The following is a 24,743-nucleotide window of genomic DNA, read 5'->3' on the forward strand; positions in this document are numbered from 1 at the left end:
GAAACCCGGCGGACGCCGTAGGAGCAGATGTGAAACGCGGAAGAAAAAAAACGGGCAGCCGAAGCTGCCCGTATTCATGCTGGTGCGACCAGCGTGTCGACCCCGTACAGGGCCGCCAGCTTGCGCACGTTGTCCGGCACGTTGATGAACGTGAGCCGGTGCCCGGCGCTCAGCGCACGGCGCTGCCAGGCCAGCAGCAGGGCCACACCCGACGAATCGGCCGACTTCACGCCGGCCAGGTCGAACACGGTCTCACCAAGACCGATCGCTGCCTCACCCTGCGCCAGCGCCAGGCGGGCGCTGTCGAAGGTCATGGCGTCGATCGTCAGCATGGGATTTGCCTCAGCCATTACTTGCCCGGCGCTGCCAGCGGCTTGGACGCCAGTTGCGCATTGCGGTCGGCCAGGCGCTTGATCAGGCCATCGACGCCGCTCTTGCTGATCTCGCTGTTGAAGGTGCTCTTGTAGGTCTCGACCAGCCAGGCGCCCAGGATGTTCACGTCATAGATCTTCCAGCCGTTGCCGTTCTTGGCCAGGCGGTAGTTCAGCGTGATCGGCTCACCGCGCGCAACGTTGACCTGCGAGCGCACTTCGACATCGGTATCGGTGGCGGCTGCGCGCATCGGCTTGAACTCGACGGTTTCGTTCTTGATGGTCGACAGCGCACCGGAGTACGTGTAGACCAGCAGATTACGGAACTCGGTGGTCAGGCGTTTTTGCTGATCCGGCGTGGCGGTGCGCCAGTGACGGCCAGCGGCTTGCTGGGTCATTTTCTCGGCATCGACATACGGCAGGATCTTGGTATTGACCAGACCCATGATCTTGCTGCGGTCGCCCGACTGGATCGCCGTGTCGTTCTTGACGCTGTCGATCACTTCGGCGCTGATGCGCTTGACCAGCACGTCCGGCGCTTCGGCGCTGGCGGCTGGCTGAGCGATCACGCTCGTGGAAAAGGCAGCGGTGACTGCGGCGGCGGCGATCAGGTGCATGAATGGCTTCATCGTATTCCTTTCAACTTACTTCGTTTCGGAAGGTGCTGGCTCGGCGACGTCATCGGCCTGGCGCGGCACATTGCCGTCGTAGACCTGGCTCTGGCGGCGCTGCAGATAGCCGTCGCGCAGGAACTCATAGCGGTCCAGTGCGGCGTCTTCCATCAGGCCCGAGGCGTCGAGCAGCGTGGCGCGCTTGTCGATCAGGTTGACACCGGTGCCGACATTGCGCCAGTTGACCGGCGTCTTGTAGCGCCAGATGTTGCCGGCACTGTCGGCCGGCAGCGCTGCGGTGTCACGCACCGTAGATGGGCCCAGCAGCGGCAACATCAAGTACGGACCGCTCGGTACGCCCCATTTGCCCAGCGTCTGGCCGAAATCTTCGTTGTGCTTCTGCATGCCGGCTTCGGATGCGATGTCCAGCAGACCGAAAATGCCGAAGGTCGAATTGACCGCCACGCGGCCGAAATCGGTCGCGCCGGCTTCGCCCTTGCCCTGCAGGAAGTTATTGATCGAGCTCCAGGCATCCGACAGGTTGCCAAAGAAATTGTTCACGCCCGTTTGGGCAAAGCCCGGTACGACCTTCTTGTAGGCGGTCGCGGTGGGCTTGAGCACGGTGCGGTCAACGGCATCGTTGAACGAATAGACGGCGCGGTTATAGCCTTCGAGCGGATCCTGCGGATTGTTCGCGGTCGTCGCGCAACCGGTCAGGACCAGGACAGCAGCGGCGGCGGCACAGAGACGCACGTGCGAAAGCGAGTTGGTGTAGTTCATTAACTACCTTCCTTTCCATCAGCAGCCTTGCTGTAGATAAATTGATTGATCAAGTCTTCGAGGACTGTCGCCGACTGGGTGCGAATGATGCGATCACCCTCGGCCAGATTGTTCGTGTCGCCACCGGCTTCAATGCCGATGTATTGCTCGCCAAGCAGGCCCGCGGTCAGGATCTTCAACGAACTATCTTTTGGGAATTTATAGTCGGTGTCCAAATCGAGGCGCACAGATGCCTGGAAACTCTTGTCATCAAAGGCAATCTCGCCCACGCGGCCGACCACCACACCGGCGCTCTTGACGGGTGCCTGCGGCTTGAGGCCGCCGATATTGTCAAAGCGGCCGCTGACGGAATACGTCTGCCCGAACGACATGGACTTCAAATTGCCGGCCTGGAAAGCCAGGAACAGCAGTGCAGCCAAGCCCAGCAGCACGAACAGGCCAACCCAGACGTCGATAGTTTTGCGATGCATTTTATTACCCTAAAACCGTGTTAGTTATTTATTGAACATCAGGGCGGTCATGACGAAGTTCAGCCCCCAGACCAGCAGCGATGCAATCACGACAGTACGCGTGGTCGCACGCGAGACGTCTTCCGGCGTCGGCTGGGCCTGGTACCCCTGGAACAGGGCAGTAAAGGTCACGGCGATGCCAAAGATAAAGCTTTTAATCACGCCGTTCAGTACGTCAGCGCGCACATCGACGCCAGATTGCATCTGGGCCCAGAAAGAACCTTCGTCCACGCCAATCAATTTCACGCCGACAAGGTAGCCGCCCATCACGCCAACGGCCGAAAACACCGTCGCCAGCACTGGCATGGCGATCACGCCTGCCCAAAAACGCGGCGCCAGCACCCGTTGGACCGGATTAATCGCCATCATTTCCATGGCCGACAATTGCTCGCCTGCTTTCATGAGGCCGATCTGCGCCGTCAGCGACGTACCGGCGCGGCCAGCAAACAGCAGCGCGGTGACGACCGGACCCAGTTCGCGCACGAGCGACAGCGCAACGACCTGGCCCAGCATCTGCTCGGCGCCGTACTGGTTCAGCGTGTAATAGCCCTGCAGGCCCAGCACCATGCCGACGAACAGGCCGGACACGGCAATGATCACCAGCGAGTAGTTACCGATGAAGTGGATCTGCTCGGAAATCAAACCCGGGCGGCGGAATGCGCCTGGCGACACGCGCAGGATGCTGAGGAACGAGCGGATGGCAAAGCCGAGACCGGCCAGCCCTTCGCGCACGGTACAACCGATGTAACCGAGGAAACGGGCGATCATGTGCGCGCTCCCAGGCCCAGGTCGTCGGCCAGCGTCTTGCCGGGATAATGGAACGGCACCGGACCGTCCGGTTCGGCGTTGACGAACTGGCGCACGTACGGGTCGGTCGACACGCGCAGTTCGGTCGGCGTGCCTTCTGCAACGATCTTGCCAGCGGACATGAAGTAGACGTAATCGGCAATCGCGAAGCACTCTTTCACATCGTGCGAGACGAGGATCGAGGTCGAGCCGAGGGCGTCGTTCAGGTTGCGGATCAGATTGGCGGTCACGCCCATCGAGATCGGGTCAAGGCCGGCGAACGGCTCGTCGTACATGATCAGTTCAGGGTCGAGCGCCACCGCGCGCGCCACGGCCACGCGACGCGCCATGCCGCCCGAAATCTCGGCCGGCTTGAGGCGGTGCGCATTGCGCAGGCCCACGGCGTTGAGCTTCATGAGCACGAGGTCGCGGATGAGTTCTTCGGGCAGGTCGGTGTGCTCGCGCAGCGGAAACGCCACGTTATCGAACACCGACAGGTCGGTAAACAGTGCGCCAAACTGGAACAGCATGCCCATGCGCCGGCGCAGGCGGTACAGCCCCTGCGTATCGAGGCTGTGCACGACTTCGCCGCCAATGCGGACTTCGCCACGCTGGGGGCGAATCTGGCCACCGATGAGGCGCAACACCGTCGTCTTGCCGCAACCGGACCCGCCCATGACAGCAATGAGCTTGCCACGTGGGAAATCCATGCGCAGATTCGACAGAATGGAACGCTCACCGTAAGCAAAATGCAGATCGCGGATTTCGACTAGGTTCGACACAGCATCATTTGAGGTTAGAGAATCCGGTATTGTAGTGCAGAAAGCTATTTACCCGCTTGAGGGACCCGATTTTACCCCCGGCTGGCGACGTGACATTACAACACTAATAACTGTTCAGTCAGCTATTTAACGTTGTAAGCAATTGTTTTCATTGGATTATGCATACATGACAATATTGCGATTCCTTGTTAGGAATCAATATAATTGAAACATATTTACATAAACCGTACGATGCAGCCCGCTTCATCTGGCAACAGCGTGCCAGGCTATTTTGCATCGCAGCATCAATTGGGGCTGGCTTTGCGAATTAGCAAGTGACAGTTTATAAATAGTTTGTCATGCATTTGTCGCCAGGCTATTTGCAAGCTGGCGAACATGGCGGTCGCATTGCACGACCGCCATTCAACCTATGTCTTAGCGCGGCAAGACAGACGAGCCCATCAGGAACTCATCGACCGCGCGCGCGCATTGACGGCCTTCGCGGATCGCCCACACCACCAGCGACTGGCCACGCCGCATGTCGCCCGCCGTAAATACTTTCGGGTTCGACGTCTGGTAAGCCAGGTCCCCCTCGGTGGTGGCGCGGGCATTGCCGCGCGGGTCTTTCTGCACGCCGAACGCATCGAGCACCTGCTGCACCGGCGAAACAAAGCCCATCGCCAGCAGCACCAGGTCGGCTTTCAGTTCGAATTCCGAATCCGGCACTTCCGTCATCTTGCCGTCCTTCCATTCGACGCGGCAGGCGATCAGCTTCTCGACTTTGCCGCCCTTGCCTTCCAGGCGCTTGGTCGCCACCGCCCAGTCGCGCTCACAACCTTCTTCGTGCGACGACGAGGTGCGCAGGCGCGTCGGCCAGTAAGGCCAGACCAGTGGCTTGTTTTCGTGCTCCGGTGGTTGTGGCAGCAGTTCGAATTGCGTCACCGACGCCGCGCCGTGGCGATTGGAGGTGCCGACGCAGTCCGAGCCGGTGTCGCCGCCGCCGATGACGATCACGTGCTTGCCGGTGGCTTTCAGCTGGTCCTTCAGCTTGTCGCCGGCATTGACGCGGTTTTGTTGCGGCAGGAAGTCCATCGCGAAGTGCACGCCCTTGAGCTGGCGGCCCGGCACCGGCAGGTCGCGTGGCTGCTCGGCGCCGCCGGCCATGATGACGGCGTCGAATTCTTTTTCCAGGTCTTCCGGGAAGATGGTGTCGCGCGCCATATTGCTCACACTGGCCGGGAAGTCCTTGCCGATCAGGACGCCGGTACGGAACGTGACACCCTCGGCCTGCATCTGTTCGACGCGGCGGTCGATCAGGTCCTTCTCCATCTTGAAGTCGGGGATCCCGTAGCGCAGCAGGCCGCCCAGGCGATCGCTCTTTTCAAACACCGTCACATCGTGGCCGACGCGCGCCAGTTGCTGGGCCGCGGCCAGGCCGGCAGGCCCGGAACCGACGACGGCGACCTTGCGGCCCGTGCGCTGTTCGGGCGGCTGCGGCACCACCCAGCCGTGCTCCCAGCCCGTATCGATGATCTTGCGCTCGATCGACTTGATGCCGACCGGGTCGTCGTTGATCCCGAGCGTGCAGGCCGACTCGCACGGCGCCGGGCAGATGCGACCGGTGAACTCGGGGAAGTTGTTCGTCGAGTGCAGGTTTTCCAGCGCGTGGCGGTAATCGCCATGGAAGACCAGGTCGTTCCAGTCCGGGATGATGTTGTTGACCGGGCAGCCCGTATTACAGAACGGGATGCCGCAATCCATGCAGCGCGCGCCCTGCACTTTCGCCTGCGCGTCGGTCAGCGTGATGACGAATTCCTTGTAGTTCTTCAGACGCGCGACCGGTTCGAGATGATCCTCTTCCTGCCGTTCGAATTCCATGAAACCGGTAATTTTGCCCACAATATTTTCCTTGGTCGTTGGTCCGCGGCTGCTTACGCGGCCTGATCGATCTTGTCGTTCGCTTCTTCCATGCTCGAGAAGTGCATCTCTTCGAGCGCGCGCTTGTAGTCGGTCGGGAACACCTTGACGAACTTGCTGCGGCTGTTGGCCCAGTCGTCGAGCAGGTTGCGCGCACGCGTGCTGCCGGTGTACTTGAAGTGGCGCTCGATCAGGCGGCGCAGGATCGCTTCGTCCGACTCGCGCTCGCTGGTGCGCGACTGGCTGTGCCAGGCTGCCGGGTCGGTCTGGTCTTTCGACGCCAGCACGCGCTCGAGGTTGACCATCGTCGTGTTGCAGCGCGCTTCAAATTCGCCCTTCGGGTCGTACACGAAGGCCACACCGCCCGACATGCCGGCGGCGAAGTTGCGGCCGGTGTCGCCCAGCACCGCCACCGTCCCGCCGGTCATGTATTCGCAACCGTGGTCACCGCAGCCTTCGACGACGGCCGTGGCGCCTGAATTACGCACCGCGAAGCGCTCGCCGGCCACGCCGTTGAAAAAGGCTTCGCCCGAGATCGCGCCATACAGCACGGTGTTACCGACGATGATGTTGTCGACCGCCCAGCCACGGAACTCGGTGTTCGGCCGCACGATGATGCGTCCGCCCGACAGGCCCTTGCCGACGTAATCGTTGCCTTCGCCAACCAGGTCCATCGTGATGCCGCCGGCCAGGAAGGCAGCAGCGGACTGGCCCGCCGTGCCTTGCAGCTGGATGTGGATCGTGTCGTCCGGCAGGCCGGCATGGCCGTAGCGCGTGGCGACTTCGCCCGACAGCATGGCGCCGACGGTGCGGTTCAGGTTCTTGACCGGCGAGATGAACGAGACGCGCTCGCCCTTTTCCAGTGCCGCCTTGGCTTGCGCGATCAGCTTGTGATCGAGCGCTTTATCCAGGCCATGGTCCTGGCCTTCGGTGTGGAACAGGGCGCGCTGGCTCTCGACTTTCGGCTGGTAGAAGATGTTCGAGAAGTCCAGGCCCTGCGCCTTCCAGTGGCCGATCGCCCTGGATTTGTCGAGCAGGTCGGCGCGGCCAATCAGTTCGTCATAGGTGCGGATGCCCAGCTGCGCCATGATCTGACGGGCTTCTTCGGCGACGAAGAAGAAGTAGTTCACCACGTGCTCTGGTTTGCCCTGGAATTTCGCGCGCAGCACCGGGTCTTGCGTGGCCACGCCCACCGGGCAGGTATTCAGGTGGCACTTGCGCATCATGATGCAACCTTCGACCACCAGCGGCGCGGTGGCAAAGCCCACTTCGTCGGCACCCAGCATCGCCGCAATGACGACGTCGCGGCCGGTGCGCATCTGGCCGTCCGCTTGCAGGCGGATGCGGCTACGCAGGCCATTGAGCACCAGCGTCTGCTGGGTCTCGGCCAGGCCCAGTTCCCACGGCGTGCCGGCGTGTTTGACCGACGACAGGGGCGAAGCGCCCGTGCCGCCATCGTGGCCGGCGACGACGATGTGATCCGCCTTGGCTTTCGAGACGCCGGCAGCGACCGTGCCGATGCCCACTTCCGAGACCAGCTTGACCGAGATCGAGGCGCGCGGGTTCACGTTTTTGAGGTCGTGAATCAGCTGGGCCAGGTCTTCGATCGAATAGATGTCGTGGTGCGGCGGCGGCGAAATCAGGCCGACACCCGGCACCGAGAAGCGCAGGGACGCGATGTACTCGGACACCTTATGGCCCGGCAGCTGGCCGCCTTCGCCCGGCTTGGCGCCCTGCGCCATCTTGATCTGGATCTGATCGGCCGAGTTCAGGTATTCGGCGGTGACGCCAAAGCGGCCCGACGCCACCTGCTTGATTTTGGAGCGCAGCGAGTCGCCGTCTTCGAGCGGGATGTCGACCACGACACGGCCATCGCCCAGGCGCGACGCCAGCGACTCGCCCTTCTTGATCGCAATGCCCTTGAATTCGTTCATGTAGCGCGCCGGATCTTCGCCGCCCTCGCCCGTGTTGCTCTTGCCGCCGATGCGGTTCATCGCGATGGCCAGCGTGGCGTGGGCTTCGGTGCTGATCGAGCCGAGCGACATGGCGCCGGTGGCAAAGCGCTTGACGATGTCCTTGGCGGATTCGACTTCTTCGATCGGGATCGCCTTGTCGCGGTCGATCTTGAATTCGAACAGGCCGCGCAGCGTCAGGTGACGGCGCGTCTGGTCGTTGATCAGCTGCGCGTATTCCTTATAGGTCGAGAAGTTGTTGGCGCGCGTCGCGTGCTGCAGCTTGGCGATCGTGTCCGGCGTCCACAGGTGGTCTTCGCCGCGCACGCGGAAGGCGTACTCGCCGCCGACGTCCAGCGCATTGGCCAGCACCGGATCGGCGCCGAAGGCCAGCGCGTGCAGGAGCAGCGCTTCTTCGGCCACTTCGAACAGGCCAATGCCTTCGATATTCGACGAGGTGCCCTTGAAGTACTTGTCGACCAGCGACTTGTTCAGGCCCACGGCCTCGAAGATCTGCGCGCCGCAGTACGACATGTAGGTGGAGATGCCCATTTTGGACATCACCTTCATCAGGCCCTTGCCGACAGCCTTGATGTAGTTGTAGCTGACCGTCTCGGCCGACAGTTCCTGCGGCATGCCATGCGCCAATTCGGCCAGCGTTTCGAGGGCCAGGTACGGGTGTACGGCTTCGGCGCCGTAGCCGGCCAGCAGCGCAAAGTGGTGCGTCTCGCGCGCCGAGCCGGTTTCGATCACGAGGCCGGCGGAGGCGCGCAGGCCGCGCGCCACCAGGTGCTGGTGCACGCTGGAAGTGGCCAGCAGCGCAGGAATCGCGACCAGGTCGGGCGACATGCGGCGATCCGACACGATCAGGATGTTGTGGCCCGACTTGACCGCATCGACCGCTTCGGCGCACAGCGAGGCCAGCGACGCTTCGATGCCTTCCTTGCCCCAGGCGACCGGGTAGCAGATGTTCAGCTCATAGGCCTTGAACTTGCCGCCGGTATGCTGGCCGATATTGCGCAGGCGCGCCATGTCGTCGAAGTTCAGGATCGGCTGCGCGACCTCGAGGCGCATCGGCGGGTTGACGTTGTTGGTGTCGAGGATGTTCGGCTTGGGGCCAATGAACGAGACCAGCGACATGACCATGCTTTCGCGGATCGGATCGATCGGCGGATTGGTCACTTGCGCGAACAGCTGCTTGAAGTAGTTATACAGCGGCTTGAGTTTGTTGGACGTGACGGCCAGCGGCGAGTCGTTGCCCATCGAGCCGGTGGCTTCTTCGCCCAGCACGGCCATCGGCGCCATCAGGAACTTCAGGTCTTCCTGCGTGTAGCCGAACGCCTGCTGGCGGTCGAGCAGCGTGAGCGCCGGCTTTTCGCCCTGCGCATCCTTCGCGCGGCCGGCGGCCAGCTGCGACTCGGTCAGCTTGATTTCATTGAGTTTGATGCGCACCGACTTGATCCACGCCTTGTACGGCTTGGCGTTGGCGTAGGTGTCCTTCAGTTCCTTGTCGTCGATGATGCGACCCGCTTCGAGGTCGATCAGGAACATCTTGCCCGGCTGGAGGCGCCACTTCTTGACGATGCGCGATTCGGGAATCGGCAGCACGCCCGATTCGGACGCCATGACGACCAGGTCGTCCTCGGTAATGACGTAGCGCGCCGGGCGCAGGCCGTTGCGGTCGAGCGTACCGCCGATGTGGCGGCCATCGGTGAAGGCCATCGCGGCCGGGCCGTCCCACGGCTCCATCATCGCGGCGTGGTATTCGTAGAAGGCGCGGCGGTTGTCGTCCATCGACGCGTGATTTTCCCAGGCTTCCGGGATCATCATCATCATCGCCTGGGCGATCGGGTAGCCGGCCATGATCAGCAGTTCGAGCGCGTTGTCGAAGCAGGCGGTATCCGACTGGCCTTCATAGATCAGCGGGAACAGCTTGTTCAGATCGTCGCCCAGGACAGCCGACTTGAGGATGCCTTCGCGCGCGCGGGTCCAGTTGAAGTTGCCCTTGACGGTATTGATCTCGCCGTTGTGGGCGATCAGGCGGTACGGGTGGGCCAGCGGCCACTCGGGGAAGGTGTTGGTCGAGAAGCGCTGGTGGACCAGGGCCAGGGCCGAGATGCAGCGCGGATCCTGCAGATCCTTGTAGAACACGCCTACCTGGTCGGCCAGCAGCAGACCTTTATAGACGACGGTGCGCGCCGACATCGACGGCACGAAGAATTCCTTGCCGTGCAGGAGTTTGAGGGCCTGGATCGCGTGGCCGGACGATTTGCGGATGACGTACAGCTTGCGTTCGAGTGCATCGGTGACCATGATGTCCGGGCCGCGGCCGATGAAGATCTGGCGGATCACCGGCTCCTTGGCGCGCACGAACGGCGACATCGGCATCGTTGCATCGACCGGCACGTTGCGCCAGCCAAGAACGACCTGGCCTTCGATGCGCACGGCGCGTTCAATCTCCTGCTCGCAGGCGATGCGCGACGCATGCTCTTTCGGCAAGAACACCATGCCGACGCCGTACTCGCCAGGCGGCGGCAACTCGACGCCCTGACGCGCCATCTCGTCGCGGTAGTACTGGTCCGGGATCTGGATCAGAATCCCCGCCCCGTCGCCCATCAGCGCATCGGCGCCCACAGCGCCCCGGTGGTCGAGGTTCTTCAGAATCAACAGACCCTGTTCAACAATGGAATGACTCTTGTTGCCCTTGATATGGGCGATGAAGCCAACACCGCAAGCATCGTGTTCATTGGCGGGATCATACAAACCTTGGGCAATCATGCGACATTCTCCACATCTTTACGGGATCGAATGCCGAGAATAGTGCAATGCAAAATCCCCCGTCAACCTCAATAATTAGGGTCAGAGTCGAATTGTTTGACAACTTTTTGAGAAAGACGATAATTGGGGACAGAGTCATTCTAGTTTGTAGGGGTGCTCGTCGCTGCAACCTAAGCTATTGATTTTAAATAGGTTTTCGCAATAAAAAACGGCACGAATAACCGTGCCGTTGTGTCGGGAATTGCGCTGTTTCAGGCTTGTGCGAACGGTGGAAGCGGTGGATTAAAAGGTCGGCCACGCTTGGCTGGCAAGATCTGGCGTTGTGTTTTTTGCTCGAGCTGGCTTTTGAACGAGTCCGATCCCAATGGCTTGTTTCGCAGAATCGAGGTGGTGATGAAATCTACCTCCTCGGATGACAAGCCTTGCTGCACCATGTCGATATACGCGGCCTCGCGCTGGAATGGCGTGTTGCCCAATGCCCAGAACAGGCTGTGGTCGCTGACGAGCGTATCCAGACGCGCACCGGCATGGTGGGCATAGCTCGACCATGGATAGTCGCCGGGGCTGACGGAAAGTTGCGCGCGCACCGGATTGAGCTCGATGTAGCGGCTGCAGGTCATGAAATACCGGTCCGAGTCGATCAGCGAGGTGCGGAAACGTCCCTCGAACAAGCCACCGCTGCGCTCGTACTTGTGGTTAAACCATGGAACATAGAGTCGGCCAACCTTCTGCATCATCAGTGCCAGGCCGGTGGCGTCGCTCGGTGTTGCCAGCAGGTGAACATGGTTCGGCATCAAGACGTATGAATGGATTGCCACGTCATAAAACCGCGCGCCTTCCTTGAGCCAGACGAGAAATCGCTGGTAGTCCGCCTCGTCCCTGTAAATGATCTGGCGGTTATTGCCGCGCTGAATTACGTGGTGCGGTTGCTCGGGAACGATGAGTCGAGGTTGGCGTGCCATGGCGTCGGATGTGCGTGAGGAATCCGAATTCTACAATGGAAAATGACTCTGTCCCTAATTAAACGCAAGAGCTCGCGAAATACTGCCGACTCTGTCCCCAATTATTTGAGAATAAGTACAGACGCAATTTATCGCCCGACTTTTCAGCCGCAATTGTGTAATCCAGCCAATTTCCCAAAGAAAATTGGCCAATAATTCGACTCTGACCCTAATTGTCTGAGTGGAAATTGGCCAATAATTCGACTCTGACCCTCATTGGGAGAGGGTTGAGGCGGGTCAGGAGAGGGTGAAGCCGGCGGAGAGGCTGTAGCCTTCGCCGTAGGCGCTGCGCAGGGGGAGATCCTGGCCGAGGCCGGAGCGGGCTTTCTTGCGCAGGCGGTAGACCAGCATGTCGACGCGGCGGCTGGCGTCGGGGTCGTCGCCCCCCATGCCGGCGACGATCACGTGGCGCGGCACCGGGCGCGTGTTGATCGTCAACAGGTGCAGGAAGTTGCACTCTTTTTCGGTCAGGTCGACCACCTTGCCCATCAGCTCGAGCTGGCGCGCGCTCACGCGCAGCATCCACTTGCTCGGGGCGGGCGCCGGATCCTGCGGGCGTACCCGGCGGTCCAGTGCCTCGATGTGCGCGGCCAGTTCCGGGAACTTGATCGGCTTGGTCAGGTAATGGTCGGCGCCCAGGCGAAGGCCCAGGATGCGGTGGTCGAACGCCACCCGGCCTGTGAGTACCAGTAACCCGATTTCCGGGTACAGCTGGCGCATGCGCGGGATGACATTGAAGCCATCTTCGTCTGGCAGCCCGAGGTCGAGCACCACGACCGCAGCCGGCGTGCGCGTCAGCGCCGCCCACATTTCGCTGGCGGTCCGGGCGATCGTGACGTCGTGGTCCAGCTCCTTCAGGAACTCGGCCATGTCGTCGGCGTATTCGCCATTGTCTTCAACAATCAGTATCTGCGTCATGCCCTTGCCATATTAGTCACCTGCCCGTCGTTGATACCGATGGTAGCGTTATCCACGCCGAAGCGCGGTCCCGATTATCACTGCTGAGGCTACCTGAAGCAAGGAGTTATTCCTCTATAACCTCTATAAGACCAGCGCCGGCATCCAGAGCCGGAACTCGGCGCCGGCGCCCTGTTGCCCTGGTGCCAGACTCAGCACGCCACCATGGACTTCGATGATCGAGCGCGCCATATACAGCCCCAGACCGCTGCCTGGCAGGCCAGCGGCGTTGCGGCCGCGATACCCTTTGTCGAAAACGCGCGACGCATCGTCCGGTGGCACGCCGGCACCGCCATCCAGTACGGCGATCTCGACGCCGCCACCGCTGCGCCGCACGCGCACCGTCACATCGGCAGCGGGCGGCGAAAACGCGAGCGCATTGTCGATCATGACCTTCAGCGCCAGCCGCAGGCCTTCCGGTTCGCCGCGCAGGATCGAGGCGACATCGTCAAGCTGCAGTACGGCAGCGCGCCCGGCGCTGCGGATCTGGGCAGCACCCGTCTCGACCAGTTCCCCGACGGTGATGGTGTTGGGCTGGCGGGTGCGCCCGAGCGTGGCCATGCGATCCGGCGACAGGTATTCATCGAGCATCCCGATCAGGCGGTCGACCGCGGCGCCGATCTTGCGATAGCGAACGCGCACCGATTCCTCGGCATGCGTGGATGTGGCTTCCAGCCGCTGGATTGCGCCATCGATCGTCGCCAGCGGCGTACGGAACTCGTGATTGAGCATGCTGGCAAACCGTTTGTATTCGCTGTCGTGGCCGCGTCGCGCCGACAGGTCGCGCAGCAGGCCGACCAGGGCCGATTTGTCATCGGCCGGCACGATGGCCAGGGCTTCCAGCGCCAGCGGGCGCCGCTCGGCATCGAACAAGTCGAATTCGCGCCGGTTGCGCACCCCCGGCTTGCCAGTGGCCATCGCGCGCAACCACGCTGCCAGCGGCGCCAGCGGCGAGGCGCTGTCGCCATCGAGCGCGTTCTGCAGCGTGGCGGCGTCATAGCCGCTCAGGGCCGCAAATGCCGGACTCAGATAACGCACGCTCCCCACAGGCAGTGCAATGGCAAAGGCCACGTCGTCTCCCAGTTCGGCGATCGTGCGCAGTTGCCGGCCGGTGAGCATCTCGGCATCGCCGGCGGGAACCGGAATGGCAGACGCGGTGGCGGCAATCGGACTGGACTTCATTGGACCTCTTTCTTCACCAACAGTTACGGGCAATGTATCGACCAGCTAGTATACCGCGACCATCACTTGTCTGTGACATATTGCTTTGCAAAATGCAAAATATGGTTTCATGAGGGAATGAAAGAAGGCAATCCAGCATGGAATCCACGTGGCAAACGAAACAATTGCGCCATACCGGCAGGGTTTGGGCGATAATTTCACCACTATGAACGATACCGCTACCCGCCCCCCGCTCCCAGACCGGCTCTCGATCGATCCGAGCAGCCCATTTCACAACCGTGACGTCTTCCAGCACGACGTCGGCATCCGCTTCAACGACAAGGACCGTACCGACGTCGAAGAGTATTGCATCAGCGAAGGCTGGATCAAGGTCGCCGCCGGCAAGACCCTCGACCGCAAAGGCCGCCCGATGCTGATCAAGCTGAAAGGCAAGGTCGAAGCGTATTACGCGTAAAACTTTGGTCGATACAACAATGGCGGGCTCGCGAGCCCGCCATTTTTCTATATATATACCAGCGCCAGCTTGCGCGGCGCTTACTAGCCCTCCCGAATCGATTACTCTGCCAGCGGTGCGAAGATCGCCTGCAGGTCTTCCTGCGTCAGCGCCATCTTCTGCGACTCGCCTTCGGACAGGATCGAGTGCGCCAGCTCCGACTTCTTCTGCTGCAGCAGCTGGATCTTTTCTTCCAGCGTGCCCTTGGCAATCAGTTTGTAGACGAACACCGGCTTGTCCTGTCCGATGCGCCAGGCGCGGTCGGTTGCCTGATTCTCGGCCGCCGGATTCCACCACGGATCGTAGTGGATCACGGTATCGGCCGCCGTCAGGTTCAACCCGACGCCGCCCGCTTTCAGGCTGATCAAAAAGATCGGCACTGCGCCCTGCTGGAATGCCGCCACTTGCGCCGAGCGGTCGCGCGTCTCGCCGGTGAGCAGCGCATACGGGATCTTGCGCAGCGTGAGTTCTTCTTCGATCAGCGCCAGCATGCTGGTGAACTGCGAGAAGACGAGAATCTTGCGGCCTTCGCCCAGCAGGTCTTCGACCATCTGCATCAGGTCGGTCAGTTTGGCCGACACCGCCGCCGTGTTCTTTTTGGATGGCATCGACTTGACCAGGCGCGGATCGCAGCACACCTGGCGCAGCTTGAGCAGCGCCTCGAGGATCACGATCTGGCTGCGCGCCACGCCCTTGCGGTCGATCTCGTCGCGCACTTTCTTGTCCATCGCCAGGCGCACCGTTTCGTACAGGTCGCGCTGCGGGCCGGAGAGCTCGATGCGACGCACCATTTCGGTCTTTTGCGGCAGCTCTTTGGCCACGTTGTCCTTCGTGCGGCGCAGCAGGAACGGCCGGATGCGGCGATTGAGCAGCGTGCGGCGCACCGGATCGTCCTGGCGCTCGATCGGATGACGGAACTGGGTATTGAAGGTTTTCTCGTCGCCCAGCAGGCCCGGAATCAGGAAGTGGAACTGCGACCACAGCTCGCCCAGGTGATTCTCGAGCGGCGTACCGGACAGGCACAGGCGGTGGCTGGCGTCGAGCGAGCCGGCCGTCTGCGCTGCCTTGGAGCGGGTGTTCTTGATGTAGTGCGATTCGTCCAGGATCACCAAGTGATAGTGGTGCTTGCGCAGTTCTTCCTCGTCACGCGGCAGCAGCGCGTAGGTGGTCAGCACGATGTCGGCGCCGTCGATCTGGTCGAACGACTCCATGCGCTCCTTGCCCTGCAAGAGCAGCACTTTGAGGCTCGGGGCAAAGCGCGCGGCTTCGTCGAACCAGTTGGCCATCAGGCTCGTTGGCGCGATCACCAGCGCCGGGCTGGTCAAGCGGCCCGCTTCTTTTTCGACCAGGATGTGCGCCAGCGTCTGCACCGTCTTGCCCAGACCCATATCGTCGGCCAGGATGCCGCCCAGGTCATACTCGCGCAGGAACTGCATCCACGCCAGGCCATCGAGCTGGTAGTCGCGCAAGGTGGCTTGCAAGCCGGCTGGCGCCTCGACTTTTTTCACGGCGCCGAACTGGCTCAGTTTGCGGCCGGTCTCGCGCAGGCGCTCGCCGCCGGTCCATTGCAGCTCGACGCCGCGCGCCAGCTCTTCGAGCCGCGCTGCATCGAGCGTCGACAGGCGCAGGCGCGCCTTGATCTTGTCATTGAAATACAGCTCGCCCAGCGTGGCCAGGATGGGCTTGAGGCGCCCCCACGGCAGCGCCACGCGCTCGCCATCGGGCAGCACGGCCAGCATCTGGTCGGACTCGGCGTGCGCGGCCAGCACGCTCGGATCGAATTCGAGCGGCGCGCTGCGAATCAGCTGCACCAGCACCGGCAGCAGCGGCACGCGCTTCTTGGCCACCACGATGCCCAGCTCCAGTTCGAACCAGGCATTGCCTGCTTCCGCTGGTTCGTCGATGTCGGCGTACCAGTCTTCGACCGGCACCACGTCATAGCGGTACTTGGGCGATTTTTGCAGGTGCCAGCCAGCGTCGGACAGCGCATCGACCGACTGCTCGGCAAAGCGCAGCCAGTGCGCCTGGCTCTCGAGCTGCAGCGCGCCGGCCATCACGTTCAGCGGCGCCGTCGCCGGCTTGCGGAAACCGATCTCGCCCAGCTTGTCGAGCGCATCGCTTTCAAGCTTGGGGTCGCGCTCGATGATTTCGGTGAGGTCGCCCACCTGGCGCACGACGCGCTGGGACGGGTCGAACGAGACGCGCTGACCGTCGTAATCAAACGCCAGCACGGCGAAGTCCTGCCAGCGCGCGGCGCTGCCGTCAGCCAGCTGCACCGCATCGAGCAGCAGGTGCGGGATCGGTTTGACGTCATTGCGCAGGCGCTGCGTGAGCGGCTGCGGCAGCGGCATCAGCTGCTGCAGGCCGTGCGCGAGCAGCAGTTGCGAGACGCGTTTCTTGTCGGTGCCGGTGAGCGTCGGCGCCTGCGCCACCAGCGCCTGCAGTTCGGCCAGCGAGATGTCGATGCCGCCGCGATTGAGCTCGAGCGGCCCGCACGACAGATTGTCGATGTACCACGGCGGATCGGTCGGCAGCATGTAGTCGATCTGGTCGGCGGCGCTGTGCGCGGCTGCGCCGCCCACGGGTTCGACTGACCAGCCGAGCTTTGCGACGCGGCCTTCGTCGCGCCATGCCAGGCTGGCCAGGCGGGTCGGGCCGCCCTGCAGCGGGTAGACCAGACCACCGGCCATGTCGGCCCATGAGTTCGCCCACAGCAGCTTGCCCTGTTCGAGCAGCATCTGCAGCAGGATCGCGCCGACCTTGCCTTTCGGTTCAGTGGCGCTGGTGCCTTGCGCCGACCCGCTGCGCATGGCGATGAAAAAGCGCACCAAGTCGATGTCGTCGCCTTCGAGATACGCCGGCGGCGCCGACAGGAGCGAAAAGACTTCGCTGACGGGACTGGCCACGGCGACGTCGCCGTTCGGCCGCAGGCGCGCCTTGCACAGGCACAGCGCCACGTGGCGCCCGCCGCTGGTGGGCGCCATCACGTAGACGAACTTGTACTGCGCGGCCTTGGGGTCGACCACTTCGTCGGTCAGCTTCGGCTGCGGATGCGCCGCTGCCTCGACCCGCTGCAACCAGCTCACGACCGGCGCCGGCAAGGCCGGAGAACGTGCGGGCGTGCGGGCTGCGGGTGCGTCGCTGGCTTTATCGCGAAGATAATCGACTGTTGTCATTGGGTCTCGTGGCAGGGTATTAAAAACGGCAATAACGACTATTATCTCGCATACGAACACTTCCGATTTGTTCGGAATCGCACCTTGCAGACAAATGGTGCGCGCACGCAACGCGTGTGTCTTTTGCCAACCGACTGTTCTCTCATGTTCGTCTGACGCTGTCAAGACTGGCGTATCGGCGCTGTTTGCGTATCATTGGCCGCTTGGTCCACGATCCTCGCTTCATCACTGCCTATGCTGCCCTCCATCGAACAACGCCTCGCCAAAGAACTCGCCGCCAGGCCAGCCCAGGTGGCTGCCGCCATCGCCCTGCTCGACGAAGGCGCCACCGTGCCGTTCATCGCGCGCTACCGCAAGGAAGCCACCGGCGGCCTGGACGACATCCAGCTGCGCCTTCTCGAAGAGCGCCTGCGCTATCTGCGCGAGCTGGAAGACCGGCGCGCATCGATCATCGCGTCGATCACGGAGCAGAACAAGATGACGCCGGCGCTGCTGGAATCGATCGCACTGGCCGAAGATAAAACGCGTCTCGAAGACCTGTATCTGCCGTACAAGCAGAAGCGCCGCACGAAGGCGCAGATCGCGATCGAGGCGGGCCTGGCCCCGCTTGCCGAGACCCTGCTGGCCGACCCGCAGCAGGATCCCGAGGCCATTGCGAAGGACTATCTGCGCGATGCATTCACCAATGCCGACGGCGGTGCCAACCCCGGCGTGCTTGATACCAAAGCGGCGCTCGATGGCGCGCGCCAGATCCTGATGGAGCGTTTCGCCGAAGACGCCGCGCTGCTGCAGACGCTGCGCGAGTACGTGCAGGAACACGGCGTCGTCGAATCGAAGGTCGTCGCCGGCAAACAGGACGAAGGCGAAAAATTCGCCGACTATTTCGACTACAGCGAGCCACTGGCCGCGGTACCGTCACACCGCGCACTGGCGCTCCTGCGCGGCCGCCGCGAAGGCATGCTGGACGTGGCGCTGCGCCTGGATTCCGAGCCCGAAAAACCGAAGTGGGACGCGCCGCTCAATCCGTGCGAAGGCCGCATCGCGGCGCGCTTCGGCATCAAGGCGCAGGGCCGCCCGGCCGACAAATGGCTGCTCGATACGGCGCGCTGGACCTGGCGCGTGAAAAGCTTCATGCACCTGGATACCGAGTTGATGGGCGCGCTGCGCGACAAGGCCGAACTCGATGCGATCGGCGTCTTTGCGCGCAACCTGAAGGCGCTGCTGCTGGCCGCGCCGGCCGGTCCGCGCGCGACGATGGGCCTGGACCCTGGCCTGCGCACCGGCGTGAAGGTCGCGGTGGTCGACGCCACCGGCAAGGTGGTCGATACCGCCACGGTCTACCCGCACCAGCCGCGCAACGACTGGGATGGCGCGCTGCACACGCTGGGTCTCCTGGCTGCGAAACACAATGTGTCGCTGGTCTCGATCGGCAATGGCACCGGCTCGCGCGAGACCGACAAGCTGGCGCAGGATCTGATCAAGCAGCAGCCCGACCTGAAGCTGACGAAAATCGTCGTCTCGGAAGCCGGCGCATCGGTCTATTCGGCGTCCGAATTCGCGTCACGCGAGCTGCCCGACATGGACGTATCGCTGCGCGGCGCCGTCTCGATCGCGCGCCGCCTGCAAGACCCGCTGGCCGAACTGGTCAAGATCGATCCGAAGTCGATCGGCGTGGGCCAGTACCAGCACGACGTGTCGCAAAGCCAGCTGGCGCGCTCGCTCGACGCCGTGGTCGAGGATTGCGTGAATGCCGTCGGCGTGGACGTGAACACCGCGTCGGCGCCGCTGCTGGCGCGCGTGTCCGGCCTGTCGTCCACGGTCGCGCAGGGCATCGTGGCATACCGCGACACGCATGGTGCATTCGCCTCGCGTGCGGCGCTGAAAAAAGTGCCGCGCCTGGGCGAGAAAACCTTCGAGCAGGCAGCGGGCTTTTTGCGCGTGATGAACAGCGCCAACCCGCTGGATGCATCGGCCGTGCACCCGGAGTCGTACCCGCTCGTCGAAAAAATCCTGCTCGACGTCAAGCGCGACATGAAAGCCGTGATCGGCGACGGTGCGCTCATTAAAAGCCTGAACCCGGCCAGGTATGCGGACGACAAGTTCGGCGTGCCGACCATCACTGACATCCTGAAAGAGCTGGAAAAACCGGGCCGCGATCCACGGCCCGAGTTCACCACGGCCACCTTCAAGGATGGCGTCGAGCAGATCTCGGACCTGCGCCCCGACATGATCCTGGAAGGCGTGGTCACCAACGTCGCCGCGTTCGGCGCATTCGTCGACATCGGCGTGCACCAGGACGGCCTGGTGCACATCTCGGCGCTGTCGAACACGTTCGTCAAAGACCCGCACACGGTCGTCAAGGCCGGCCAGGTGGTGAAGGTCAAGGTGCTGGAAGTGGACCCGAAGCGCAAGCGCATCGCGCTGACGATGCGCCTGACGGACAGCGCGCCGCAGCCGGGCGCGCAGCCTGCACAGCGCCCCGACCGCAACGACGCCAGACGCGTGCAGCAGCACCAGCGCCAGGAACGCACGGCGGCGCCGGCCGGCGGCGCGATGGCCGATGCGTTTGCCAAGCTGCGCAAATAACAGGCAGCCGATGCTGCGCCTCGCCCACGTCGATCCCGGCCACGCCGATGCCCTGCGCGTTGTTGCAGAACTCGATGCGGCGCTGGCGGCGATCACGGGCGAAACCGGCGCGGCCTCGTTCGATCCACAGGATTGTCGGGGCGCGGGCGTCTGCTTCGTGCTGGCCTACGACGCCGATGGCAGCGCAGTCGGCTGCGGCGCCGTGCGCGCGCTCGCGGGCGATATCGGGGAACTCAAGCGGATGTATGCGCGGCCCGGCAGCGGGGCCGGCGCGCACGTGCTGGCAGAACTCGAGCGGCACGCCGCGGCATGCGGCTACCGCCAGTTGTGGCTGTCGACGCGGCGCGTGAATGCGCGCGCGGTGGCGTTCTACGAACGGCACGGTTATGTGCAGGTGGCGCCCTACGGCCGGTATGTCGGCCGCGCGGCATCGGTTTGTCTCGGCCGGCGCCTGCCCTGACGCCGTTGCTTCAGCTGTGCTTGATCAGGATGCCGATCAGGTACACGCCCAGGCAGCCAAACCCGATCAGCAGCATCTTGTGCTGCGGGATCGCCGGCGCGCCCGTCTTCTTGATGTGCATTGCATCGCGCACCAGCAGCAGCGCGTAGATCAGCGCGGCGAGTCCCGACAGGATGTCGCCCGGACTCGGGCGCGTGAACCCCGTGTAGATATTCAGGATGCCGGGAATGCCCAGCAGGGCGGCGATCACGAGGTTCGCGTTCGGCGATGGTACGCGGCGGCGGGGTTGCTGCATCGGGTGCTCCGGTGGATGGTGACAAACGGCGCGATCATACCGCAATGCCGGGCGCAGGCACTGACGCATGCCTTGACGCAGCGGTCAGGGGCTCAGGCGAACAGGGTCGTGTTGCGCAGCACGAGCTTGATCAGGAAGCACCCGGCGAAGGCGCCAAAACAGATGAAGCCGATCAGCGTGACGCGTGGCGAGGTCAGCAGCGCCAGCCTGCCGGCGCGCCGCTGCAGCGCGCACCAGGCCAGGAACAGCGCCATCATCAACGGGCCGATCTGGACGAAGACGTCGACCGCGCGGCCGCTTCTCAAGGCATTGGCGCCGTCATACAGTGCCGGCAAGCCCAGCAGCGCGGCAAAAACCCACAGGGCCGCGATGGGCAAGGTAGCAAACGTGTTCTTCATCGTGTTTCCCGTCATCTTGAACCGGGCATGATACCGCAGCGCCGTGATGGTCACCGATGCCGTCCACGTCGAATTCTTATAGAATGGCGCCATCTACCCATTCCTCTCCAAAAGGCACACATCAAATGAGCGACGTTCAAACCTGGATCAAAGACACCGTGACCTCGACCCCGGTCGTGCTGTTCATGAAAGGCACCGCCCAGTTCCCGCAGTGCGGCTTTTCCGGCCGTGCCATCCAGCTGCTGAAAGCGTGTGGCGTCGACAACGTCGCCACCGTGAACGTGCTGGACGACGCTGAAGTGCGTCAGGGCATCAAGGACTACTCGAACTGGCCAACCGTGCCGCAGCTGTACGTGAACGGCGAGTTCATCGGCGGCACCGACATCATGAACGAGATGTACGAATCGGGCGAACTGCAGACCCTGCTGAAAAACGGCTGATTGCATGACTGAGCGCCCGCGCCGCATTGTTGTCGCCCTCACCGGCGCGACCGGCGCAACCTATGGCGTGCAGCTGCTCAAGCGGCTGCACGCAACGCCAGGTATCGAAAGCCACCTGATCATTTCCGACGCCGCCACGCTGACGCTGCACCAGGAACTCGGCCTGCAGCGCAGGGACGTCGAAGCGCTGGCCCACGTCGTGCACCGCAACCGCGATATTGGCGCGTCCATTGCCAGCGGGTCGTACCAGGTCGACGCCATGGTCGTCGCGCCCTGCTCGATGAAAACCCTGGCCGCCGTGGCCCACGGTTTCTCGGACAACCTCGTCACCCGCGCTGCCGACGTCATCCTCAAGGAACGCCGGCGCCTGGTGCTGATGGTGCGCGAGACCCCGTTCAACCTGGCCCACTTGCGCAATATGACGTCGGTGACCGAAATGGGCGGCATCATCTTCCCGCCCTTGCCGAGTTTTTACCACCGGCCTGCGACGATCGCGGACATGGTCGAGCACACGGTGGACCGTGTCGTGGACTTGCTGGGGATAGAAAATTCCCATGCCGCGCGCTGGGGCGGCATGAAAGCAGAACAGAACGACATGGCAGGATGAACCGGCATGCCGGCTTGCGCCGGCATGGGTTGTCTCAGCGTTTGTCGTCGTAACGGTTGTCTTCGGACTTTTTCAAGTCACGCGCTTCTTCGAGCATTCGCCGCCGGGCGTTGCGTTCTCGCATCAGTTCAGCATGACGCGCTGCCGTCATCGGCGGCACCGTCATCAAATCCTTGAGCTGGGCGGTATTGGCGTAGTTGTTTCGCATGCGTCAGCTGCTCCTGGGTGAACCTGAAACGGTGGCGGAAACTGCTACCACCTGATCAGATTATGGACCAGACCAGCCCATTTGTACTGTTCTGCACGACAAAAGTGCAAACCAGCAATAACGCTACTGCGATCGACGTTTACTTCGCGTCCGGCTTCGTATGATTCACACGCACCAGCATGCGAATGAATTCGCGCGCCAGCTGGCGGTGGTGCTCATCGAGGCGCTGCAGGTCGGCGATCAGCTTGACGTCGGCCGATTCAAAGCGCGCGCTGGCAGCACCAGCCTCGCCGGCAGCCTGCTCGGCGCCGCCAAAACGCAACCAGTCGGCAGGCACGCCCAGCCACTGGGCGATCATGCGCAATTTTTCCTGTGTTGGAATGGCTTCACCGACCAGCCACTTGCGGGCGGCATGGACCGTGATCGGGCGGCCTTCAAAGCGGATATTAAATTCTCGCGCCAGACGCGTAGGGCTGTCAGGGGAGTAGTGAGCGTTCTTCAGAGCATGCTGGAGGCGTTCGCTGAAGCTCTCCCGTTCGTTGGTTGAATTCATTGCGGTACTTGTTGTTGGACAAAGGAAGGCTCTTCCAGACGAGAAACCTCATGTTTACACTATACAACTAAAAAGTAACAAACATGTGGTTTTTCAATAGTTTTTACATGCGATTTGCCGTATTCCCCACAGCAATCCTCACAAGAATGCCTGGCATGTAAAATCGTCTGATCGGGAATGAAACAACTACGTACCATTACTTAGAACAGTCCTGGAGAATGCCTGTCCTGTTCAAAATGTATCCGATGGTGACATATCGGATGTTAATTTCGCGTGAAAACTAACACCCCATCGGCATTTGTCGCCCGGGTCAATTGACCGTCATACCAGAGCTTGTGCAAGTGCGCGAGCGCTTCACCCAGTGCAAAACTGAGCTGGTGCGCATCAAGGGGGCGGCGGAACATGATGGGCACGATCTCGGCGGCCGAGCGGGGAACGGCGCAGGCCGCGAGCACCTCGGCCAGCCGTTCCACGTGGTGCTCGCGCAACTGCCGGATGCGCGTGTGCAGCCCGCGAAACGGCTTGCCGTGGGATGGCAGCACCAGTACATCGTCGGGCAGGTCGGCGAACTTGCCCAGCGAGTCCAGATACAGTTGCAACGGGTTGCCATCAGGCTCCACGGCAAACACCGAGACGTTCGTCGAAATACGCGGCAAGACCATGTCGCCCGACACCAGGATGTTGCGGCTCTCACAGTACAACGCGGCGTGTTCGGGCGAGTGACCGAAGCCGGTGATCACGCGCCACAATTGCCCCCCAACTGTGACATCTTGCTTGTCTTGCAACCGGGTATAGGCCAGCGGCACGCTCGGCACCAGTGACGGATAGTAGTTGCGACGGCTGCCCATCTGATCCAGCATCGCGGCGTCGCGCAGGCCGTGGCGCGCGAAATGCGGGATGGCGGAGGGGCCATCCACACCCGGCAGCGCCGCTGCCATCATGCGCATGAAACCGAATTCGCCGGTCGTGGTCCAGAACGGCGCAGCGAAGCGCTCGCACAGCCAGCCCGCGAGTCCCACATGATCGGGGTGGCAGTGCGTGGCGATGACCCGTACCAGCGGCTGCCCGGCCAGCCCGTCGGCCAGCAGCTGTTCCCAGGCGGCGCGGGTAGCGTCGGTTCCGGCGCCGGTGTCGATCAGGCTCCAGCCAGTGCGCAGCGCCCCGCCCTCTTCCACGTCGTCCTGCAGCAGCCACAGATTGACGTGGTCCAGCGCAAATGGCAGCGGCATGCGGGCCCAGCGCAGGCCGGGGACGATGTCGACCACGGCCCCCGGTGCAGGGATCGTCTCACCAAACGCATACGACAGTTGGGACTCAAGCGCATTCATGCAAATCTTTCCTTTTCAGGCGGAACGGCGGGCGCGCTACAATACGACGCAACGACAATTTACGTTAACGGAAGTTACTGCTTGTTTCGATTTTACGCGATTTTTGGTCGTTTCCCAACCGCTACAGAACCTCATGCCGACTACCTATACCATCGCCGAACTGGCGCGCGAATTCGATATCACTGCACGGGCCATCCGTTTCTATGAAGACCAGGGCCTGCTCAGCCCGAAACGCGAAGGCGTGGGCGGCCGCAACCGTGTGTACACGCCACGCGACAGAACCCGCCTGAAACTGACCCTGCGCGGCAAGCGTCTGGGTTTGACGCTGTCCGAGATCAAGAGCATCGTCGACATGTACGAGTCGCCAAAAGACACGCAGGCGCAGATCGACCGCTTCCTTGCCGTGCTGGGCCAGCAGCGCGTGACGCTCGAACAGCAGCGCGCCGATATCGAGATGGCGCTGGAAGAAATCGTCGCCCACGAAGAAGAATGCCGTCGCCTGCTCGGCGGCAATCGTGCCGACGGTGAAGCCGGCCGCGACGCTGCCTGAGTCCAGGTGAACCGGGCGCTGACAATTGTCGGCGCCTTTTTTTT

Annotated in this window: 23 protein-coding genes; 6 read left to right on the top strand and 17 right to left on the bottom strand. The window is 62.6% G+C overall.

The window, feature by feature from the left end; genetic code table 11:
* Positions 1 to 74: 74 nt before the first annotated feature.
* The 11 genes from IFU00_21840 to IFU00_21890 all read right to left on the bottom strand — a co-directional run bounded on the left by IFU00_21840 (position 75) and on the right by IFU00_21890 (position 13,605).
* A complete protein-coding gene (locus IFU00_21840; GenBank protein MBD8544923.1) occupies positions 75 to 350 on the bottom strand; it encodes an STAS domain-containing protein in 276 nt (91 codons plus the stop codon).
* Positions 350 to 1,000 carry an ABC transporter substrate-binding protein gene (locus IFU00_21845; protein MBD8544924.1) on the bottom strand — a complete coding sequence of 217 codons (651 nt, stop codon included), beginning with the start codon at positions 998 to 1,000 and terminating at the stop codon, positions 350 to 352. Before IFU00_21845 ends, IFU00_21840 begins: the two co-directional genes overlap by 1 nt.
* Before the next feature lie 15 nt (positions 1,001 to 1,015).
* Positions 1,016 to 1,762: a VacJ family lipoprotein gene (locus IFU00_21850; GenBank protein MBD8544925.1), complete on the bottom strand. Its 747-nt coding sequence runs from the start codon at positions 1,760 to 1,762 to the stop codon at positions 1,016 to 1,018.
* A complete protein-coding gene (gene mlaD / locus IFU00_21855) occupies positions 1,762 to 2,232 on the bottom strand; it encodes an outer membrane lipid asymmetry maintenance protein MlaD (GenBank protein ID MBD8544926.1) in 471 nt (156 codons plus the stop codon). The genes IFU00_21850 and mlaD overlap by 1 nt, the downstream gene beginning before the upstream one ends.
* Positions 2,233 to 2,256: 24 nt before the next feature.
* A complete protein-coding gene (gene mlaE, locus IFU00_21860; GenBank protein MBD8544927.1) occupies positions 2,257 to 3,039 on the bottom strand; it encodes a lipid asymmetry maintenance ABC transporter permease subunit MlaE in 783 nt (260 codons plus the stop codon).
* Complete coding sequence (locus tag IFU00_21865; GenBank protein ID MBD8544928.1) at positions 3,036 to 3,839, bottom strand: ABC transporter ATP-binding protein; 804 nt, start codon at positions 3,837 to 3,839, stop codon at positions 3,036 to 3,038. The genes mlaE and IFU00_21865 overlap by 4 nt, the downstream gene beginning before the upstream one ends.
* 414 nt (positions 3,840 to 4,253) lie before the next feature.
* Positions 4,254 to 5,717, bottom strand: a complete 1,464-nt coding sequence (locus IFU00_21870) for a glutamate synthase subunit beta (protein MBD8544929.1) — start codon at positions 5,715 to 5,717, stop codon at positions 4,254 to 4,256.
* A gap of 32 nt (positions 5,718 to 5,749) precedes the next feature.
* On the bottom strand, positions 5,750 to 10,465 hold the full coding sequence (locus IFU00_21875; protein MBD8544930.1) for a glutamate synthase subunit alpha: 4,716 nt from the start codon (positions 10,463 to 10,465) through the stop codon (positions 5,750 to 5,752).
* 251 nt (positions 10,466 to 10,716) lie between these two features.
* Positions 10,717 to 11,427: a transposase gene (locus IFU00_21880; protein MBD8544931.1), complete on the bottom strand. Its 711-nt coding sequence runs from the start codon at positions 11,425 to 11,427 to the stop codon at positions 10,717 to 10,719.
* Positions 11,428 to 11,703: 276 nt separating this feature from the next.
* Positions 11,704 to 12,384: a response regulator transcription factor gene (locus IFU00_21885; GenBank protein MBD8544932.1), complete on the bottom strand. Its 681-nt coding sequence runs from the start codon at positions 12,382 to 12,384 to the stop codon at positions 11,704 to 11,706.
* 123 nt (positions 12,385 to 12,507) lie between these two features.
* Positions 12,508 to 13,605 (bottom strand): HAMP domain-containing histidine kinase, encoded by a 1,098-nt coding sequence (locus IFU00_21890; GenBank protein MBD8544933.1) that lies wholly within the window; start codon positions 13,603 to 13,605, stop codon positions 12,508 to 12,510.
* 205 nt (positions 13,606 to 13,810) lie between these two features.
* Between IFU00_21890 and IFU00_21895 the strand changes: the two genes are divergently transcribed.
* Positions 13,811 to 14,059, top strand: a complete 249-nt coding sequence (locus IFU00_21895; GenBank protein ID MBD8544934.1) for a DUF3297 family protein — start codon at positions 13,811 to 13,813, stop codon at positions 14,057 to 14,059.
* Positions 14,060 to 14,160: 101 nt separating this feature from the next.
* Here IFU00_21895 and IFU00_21900 read toward each other — a convergent pair whose 3' ends face one another.
* Positions 14,161 to 17,274: a DEAD/DEAH box helicase gene (locus tag IFU00_21900; protein MBD8544935.1), complete on the bottom strand. Its 3,114-nt coding sequence runs from the start codon at positions 17,272 to 17,274 to the stop codon at positions 14,161 to 14,163.
* A 234-nt stretch (positions 17,275 to 17,508) separates the two neighbouring features.
* Between IFU00_21900 and IFU00_21905 the strand changes: the two genes are divergently transcribed.
* Both IFU00_21905 and IFU00_21910 read left to right on the top strand, forming a co-directional pair.
* The gene (locus IFU00_21905; protein MBD8544936.1) at positions 17,509 to 19,860 is read left to right on the top strand and encodes an RNA-binding transcriptional accessory protein; all 2,352 of its coding nucleotides are present in this window, start codon (positions 17,509 to 17,511) and stop codon (positions 19,858 to 19,860) included.
* A 10-nt stretch (positions 19,861 to 19,870) separates the two neighbouring features.
* Positions 19,871 to 20,320, top strand: a complete 450-nt coding sequence (locus IFU00_21910; GenBank protein MBD8544937.1) for a GNAT family N-acetyltransferase — start codon at positions 19,871 to 19,873, stop codon at positions 20,318 to 20,320.
* Positions 20,321 to 20,330: 10 nt separating this feature from the next.
* Here IFU00_21910 and IFU00_21915 read toward each other — a convergent pair whose 3' ends face one another.
* On the bottom strand, positions 20,331 to 20,615 hold the full coding sequence (locus IFU00_21915; protein MBD8544938.1) for a hypothetical protein: 285 nt from the start codon (positions 20,613 to 20,615) through the stop codon (positions 20,331 to 20,333).
* Positions 20,616 to 20,707: 92 nt separating this feature from the next.
* Complete coding sequence (locus IFU00_21920; GenBank protein ID MBD8544939.1) at positions 20,708 to 21,106, bottom strand: hypothetical protein; 399 nt, start codon at positions 21,104 to 21,106, stop codon at positions 20,708 to 20,710.
* Between the two features lie 32 nt (positions 21,107 to 21,138).
* Here IFU00_21920 and grxD point away from each other — a divergent pair, with 32 nt between their 5' ends.
* Together grxD and IFU00_21930 are read left to right on the top strand one after the other, a co-directional pair.
* A complete protein-coding gene (gene grxD / locus IFU00_21925) occupies positions 21,139 to 21,453 on the top strand; it encodes a Grx4 family monothiol glutaredoxin (protein MBD8544940.1) in 315 nt (104 codons plus the stop codon).
* Between the two features lie 4 nt (positions 21,454 to 21,457).
* Positions 21,458 to 22,060 (top strand): UbiX family flavin prenyltransferase, encoded by a 603-nt coding sequence (locus IFU00_21930; GenBank protein ID MBD8544941.1) that lies wholly within the window; start codon positions 21,458 to 21,460, stop codon positions 22,058 to 22,060.
* Between the two features lie 34 nt (positions 22,061 to 22,094).
* Here IFU00_21930 and IFU00_21935 read toward each other — a convergent pair whose 3' ends face one another.
* The 3 genes from IFU00_21935 to IFU00_21945 all read right to left on the bottom strand — a co-directional run bounded on the left by IFU00_21935 (position 22,095) and on the right by IFU00_21945 (position 24,149).
* Positions 22,095 to 22,268: a hypothetical protein gene (locus IFU00_21935; protein MBD8544942.1), complete on the bottom strand. Its 174-nt coding sequence runs from the start codon at positions 22,266 to 22,268 to the stop codon at positions 22,095 to 22,097.
* Between the two features lie 139 nt (positions 22,269 to 22,407).
* Positions 22,408 to 22,821, bottom strand: a complete 414-nt coding sequence (locus IFU00_21940) for a hypothetical protein (protein ID MBD8544943.1) — start codon at positions 22,819 to 22,821, stop codon at positions 22,408 to 22,410.
* A gap of 263 nt (positions 22,822 to 23,084) precedes the next feature.
* Complete coding sequence (locus tag IFU00_21945) at positions 23,085 to 24,149, bottom strand: MBL fold metallo-hydrolase (GenBank protein ID MBD8544944.1); 1,065 nt, start codon at positions 24,147 to 24,149, stop codon at positions 23,085 to 23,087.
* 133 nt (positions 24,150 to 24,282) lie between these two features.
* Between IFU00_21945 and IFU00_21950 the strand changes: the two genes are divergently transcribed.
* On the top strand, positions 24,283 to 24,699 hold the full coding sequence (locus IFU00_21950) for a MerR family DNA-binding transcriptional regulator (protein ID MBD8544945.1): 417 nt from the start codon (positions 24,283 to 24,285) through the stop codon (positions 24,697 to 24,699).
* Positions 24,700 to 24,743: the final 44 nt, after the last annotated feature.

Source organism: Oxalobacteraceae sp. CFBP 8761, assembly GCA_014841595.1.
In the GTDB taxonomy this organism is placed as follows: Bacteria; Pseudomonadota; Gammaproteobacteria; order Burkholderiales; family Burkholderiaceae_D; genus Telluria.

Bases quoted from the DNA above. Each gene is read 5' to 3' on its own strand.
- IFU00_21840 (MBD8544923.1), bottom strand. From the start codon at position 350: ATGGCTGAGGCAAATCCCATGCTGACGATCGACGCCATGACCTTCGAC.
- IFU00_21845 (MBD8544924.1), bottom strand. From the start codon at position 1,000: ATGAAGCCATTCATGCACCTGATCGCCGCCGCCGCAGTCACCGCTGCC.
- IFU00_21850 (MBD8544925.1), bottom strand. From the start codon at position 1,762: ATGAACTACACCAACTCGCTTTCGCACGTGCGTCTCTGTGCCGCCGCC.
- mlaD (MBD8544926.1), bottom strand. From the start codon at position 2,232: ATGCATCGCAAAACTATCGACGTCTGGGTTGGCCTGTTCGTGCTGCTG.
- mlaE (MBD8544927.1), bottom strand. From the start codon at position 3,039: ATGATCGCCCGTTTCCTCGGTTACATCGGTTGTACCGTGCGCGAAGGG.
- IFU00_21875 (MBD8544930.1), bottom strand. From the start codon at position 10,465: ATGATTGCCCAAGGTTTGTATGATCCCGCCAATGAACACGATGCTTGC.
- IFU00_21880 (MBD8544931.1), bottom strand. From the start codon at position 11,427: ATGGCACGCCAACCTCGACTCATCGTTCCCGAGCAACCGCACCACGTA.
- IFU00_21885 (MBD8544932.1), bottom strand. From the start codon at position 12,384: ATGACGCAGATACTGATTGTTGAAGACAATGGCGAATACGCCGACGAC.
- IFU00_21890 (MBD8544933.1), bottom strand. From the start codon at position 13,605: ATGAAGTCCAGTCCGATTGCCGCCACCGCGTCTGCCATTCCGGTTCCC.
- IFU00_21895 (MBD8544934.1), top strand. From the start codon at position 13,811: ATGAACGATACCGCTACCCGCCCCCCGCTCCCAGACCGGCTCTCGATC.
- IFU00_21900 (MBD8544935.1), bottom strand. From the start codon at position 17,274: ATGACAACAGTCGATTATCTTCGCGATAAAGCCAGCGACGCACCCGCA.
- IFU00_21905 (MBD8544936.1), top strand. From the start codon at position 17,509: ATGCTGCCCTCCATCGAACAACGCCTCGCCAAAGAACTCGCCGCCAGG.
- IFU00_21910 (MBD8544937.1), top strand. From the start codon at position 19,871: ATGCTGCGCCTCGCCCACGTCGATCCCGGCCACGCCGATGCCCTGCGC.
- IFU00_21915 (MBD8544938.1), bottom strand. From the start codon at position 20,615: ATGCAGCAACCCCGCCGCCGCGTACCATCGCCGAACGCGAACCTCGTG.
- IFU00_21920 (MBD8544939.1), bottom strand. From the start codon at position 21,106: ATGGCGCCATTCTATAAGAATTCGACGTGGACGGCATCGGTGACCATC.
- grxD (MBD8544940.1), top strand. From the start codon at position 21,139: ATGAGCGACGTTCAAACCTGGATCAAAGACACCGTGACCTCGACCCCG.
- IFU00_21930 (MBD8544941.1), top strand. From the start codon at position 21,458: ATGACTGAGCGCCCGCGCCGCATTGTTGTCGCCCTCACCGGCGCGACC.
- IFU00_21935 (MBD8544942.1), bottom strand. From the start codon at position 22,268: ATGCGAAACAACTACGCCAATACCGCCCAGCTCAAGGATTTGATGACG.
- IFU00_21940 (MBD8544943.1), bottom strand. From the start codon at position 22,821: ATGAATTCAACCAACGAACGGGAGAGCTTCAGCGAACGCCTCCAGCAT.
- IFU00_21945 (MBD8544944.1), bottom strand. From the start codon at position 24,149: ATGAATGCGCTTGAGTCCCAACTGTCGTATGCGTTTGGTGAGACGATC.
- IFU00_21950 (MBD8544945.1), top strand. From the start codon at position 24,283: ATGCCGACTACCTATACCATCGCCGAACTGGCGCGCGAATTCGATATC.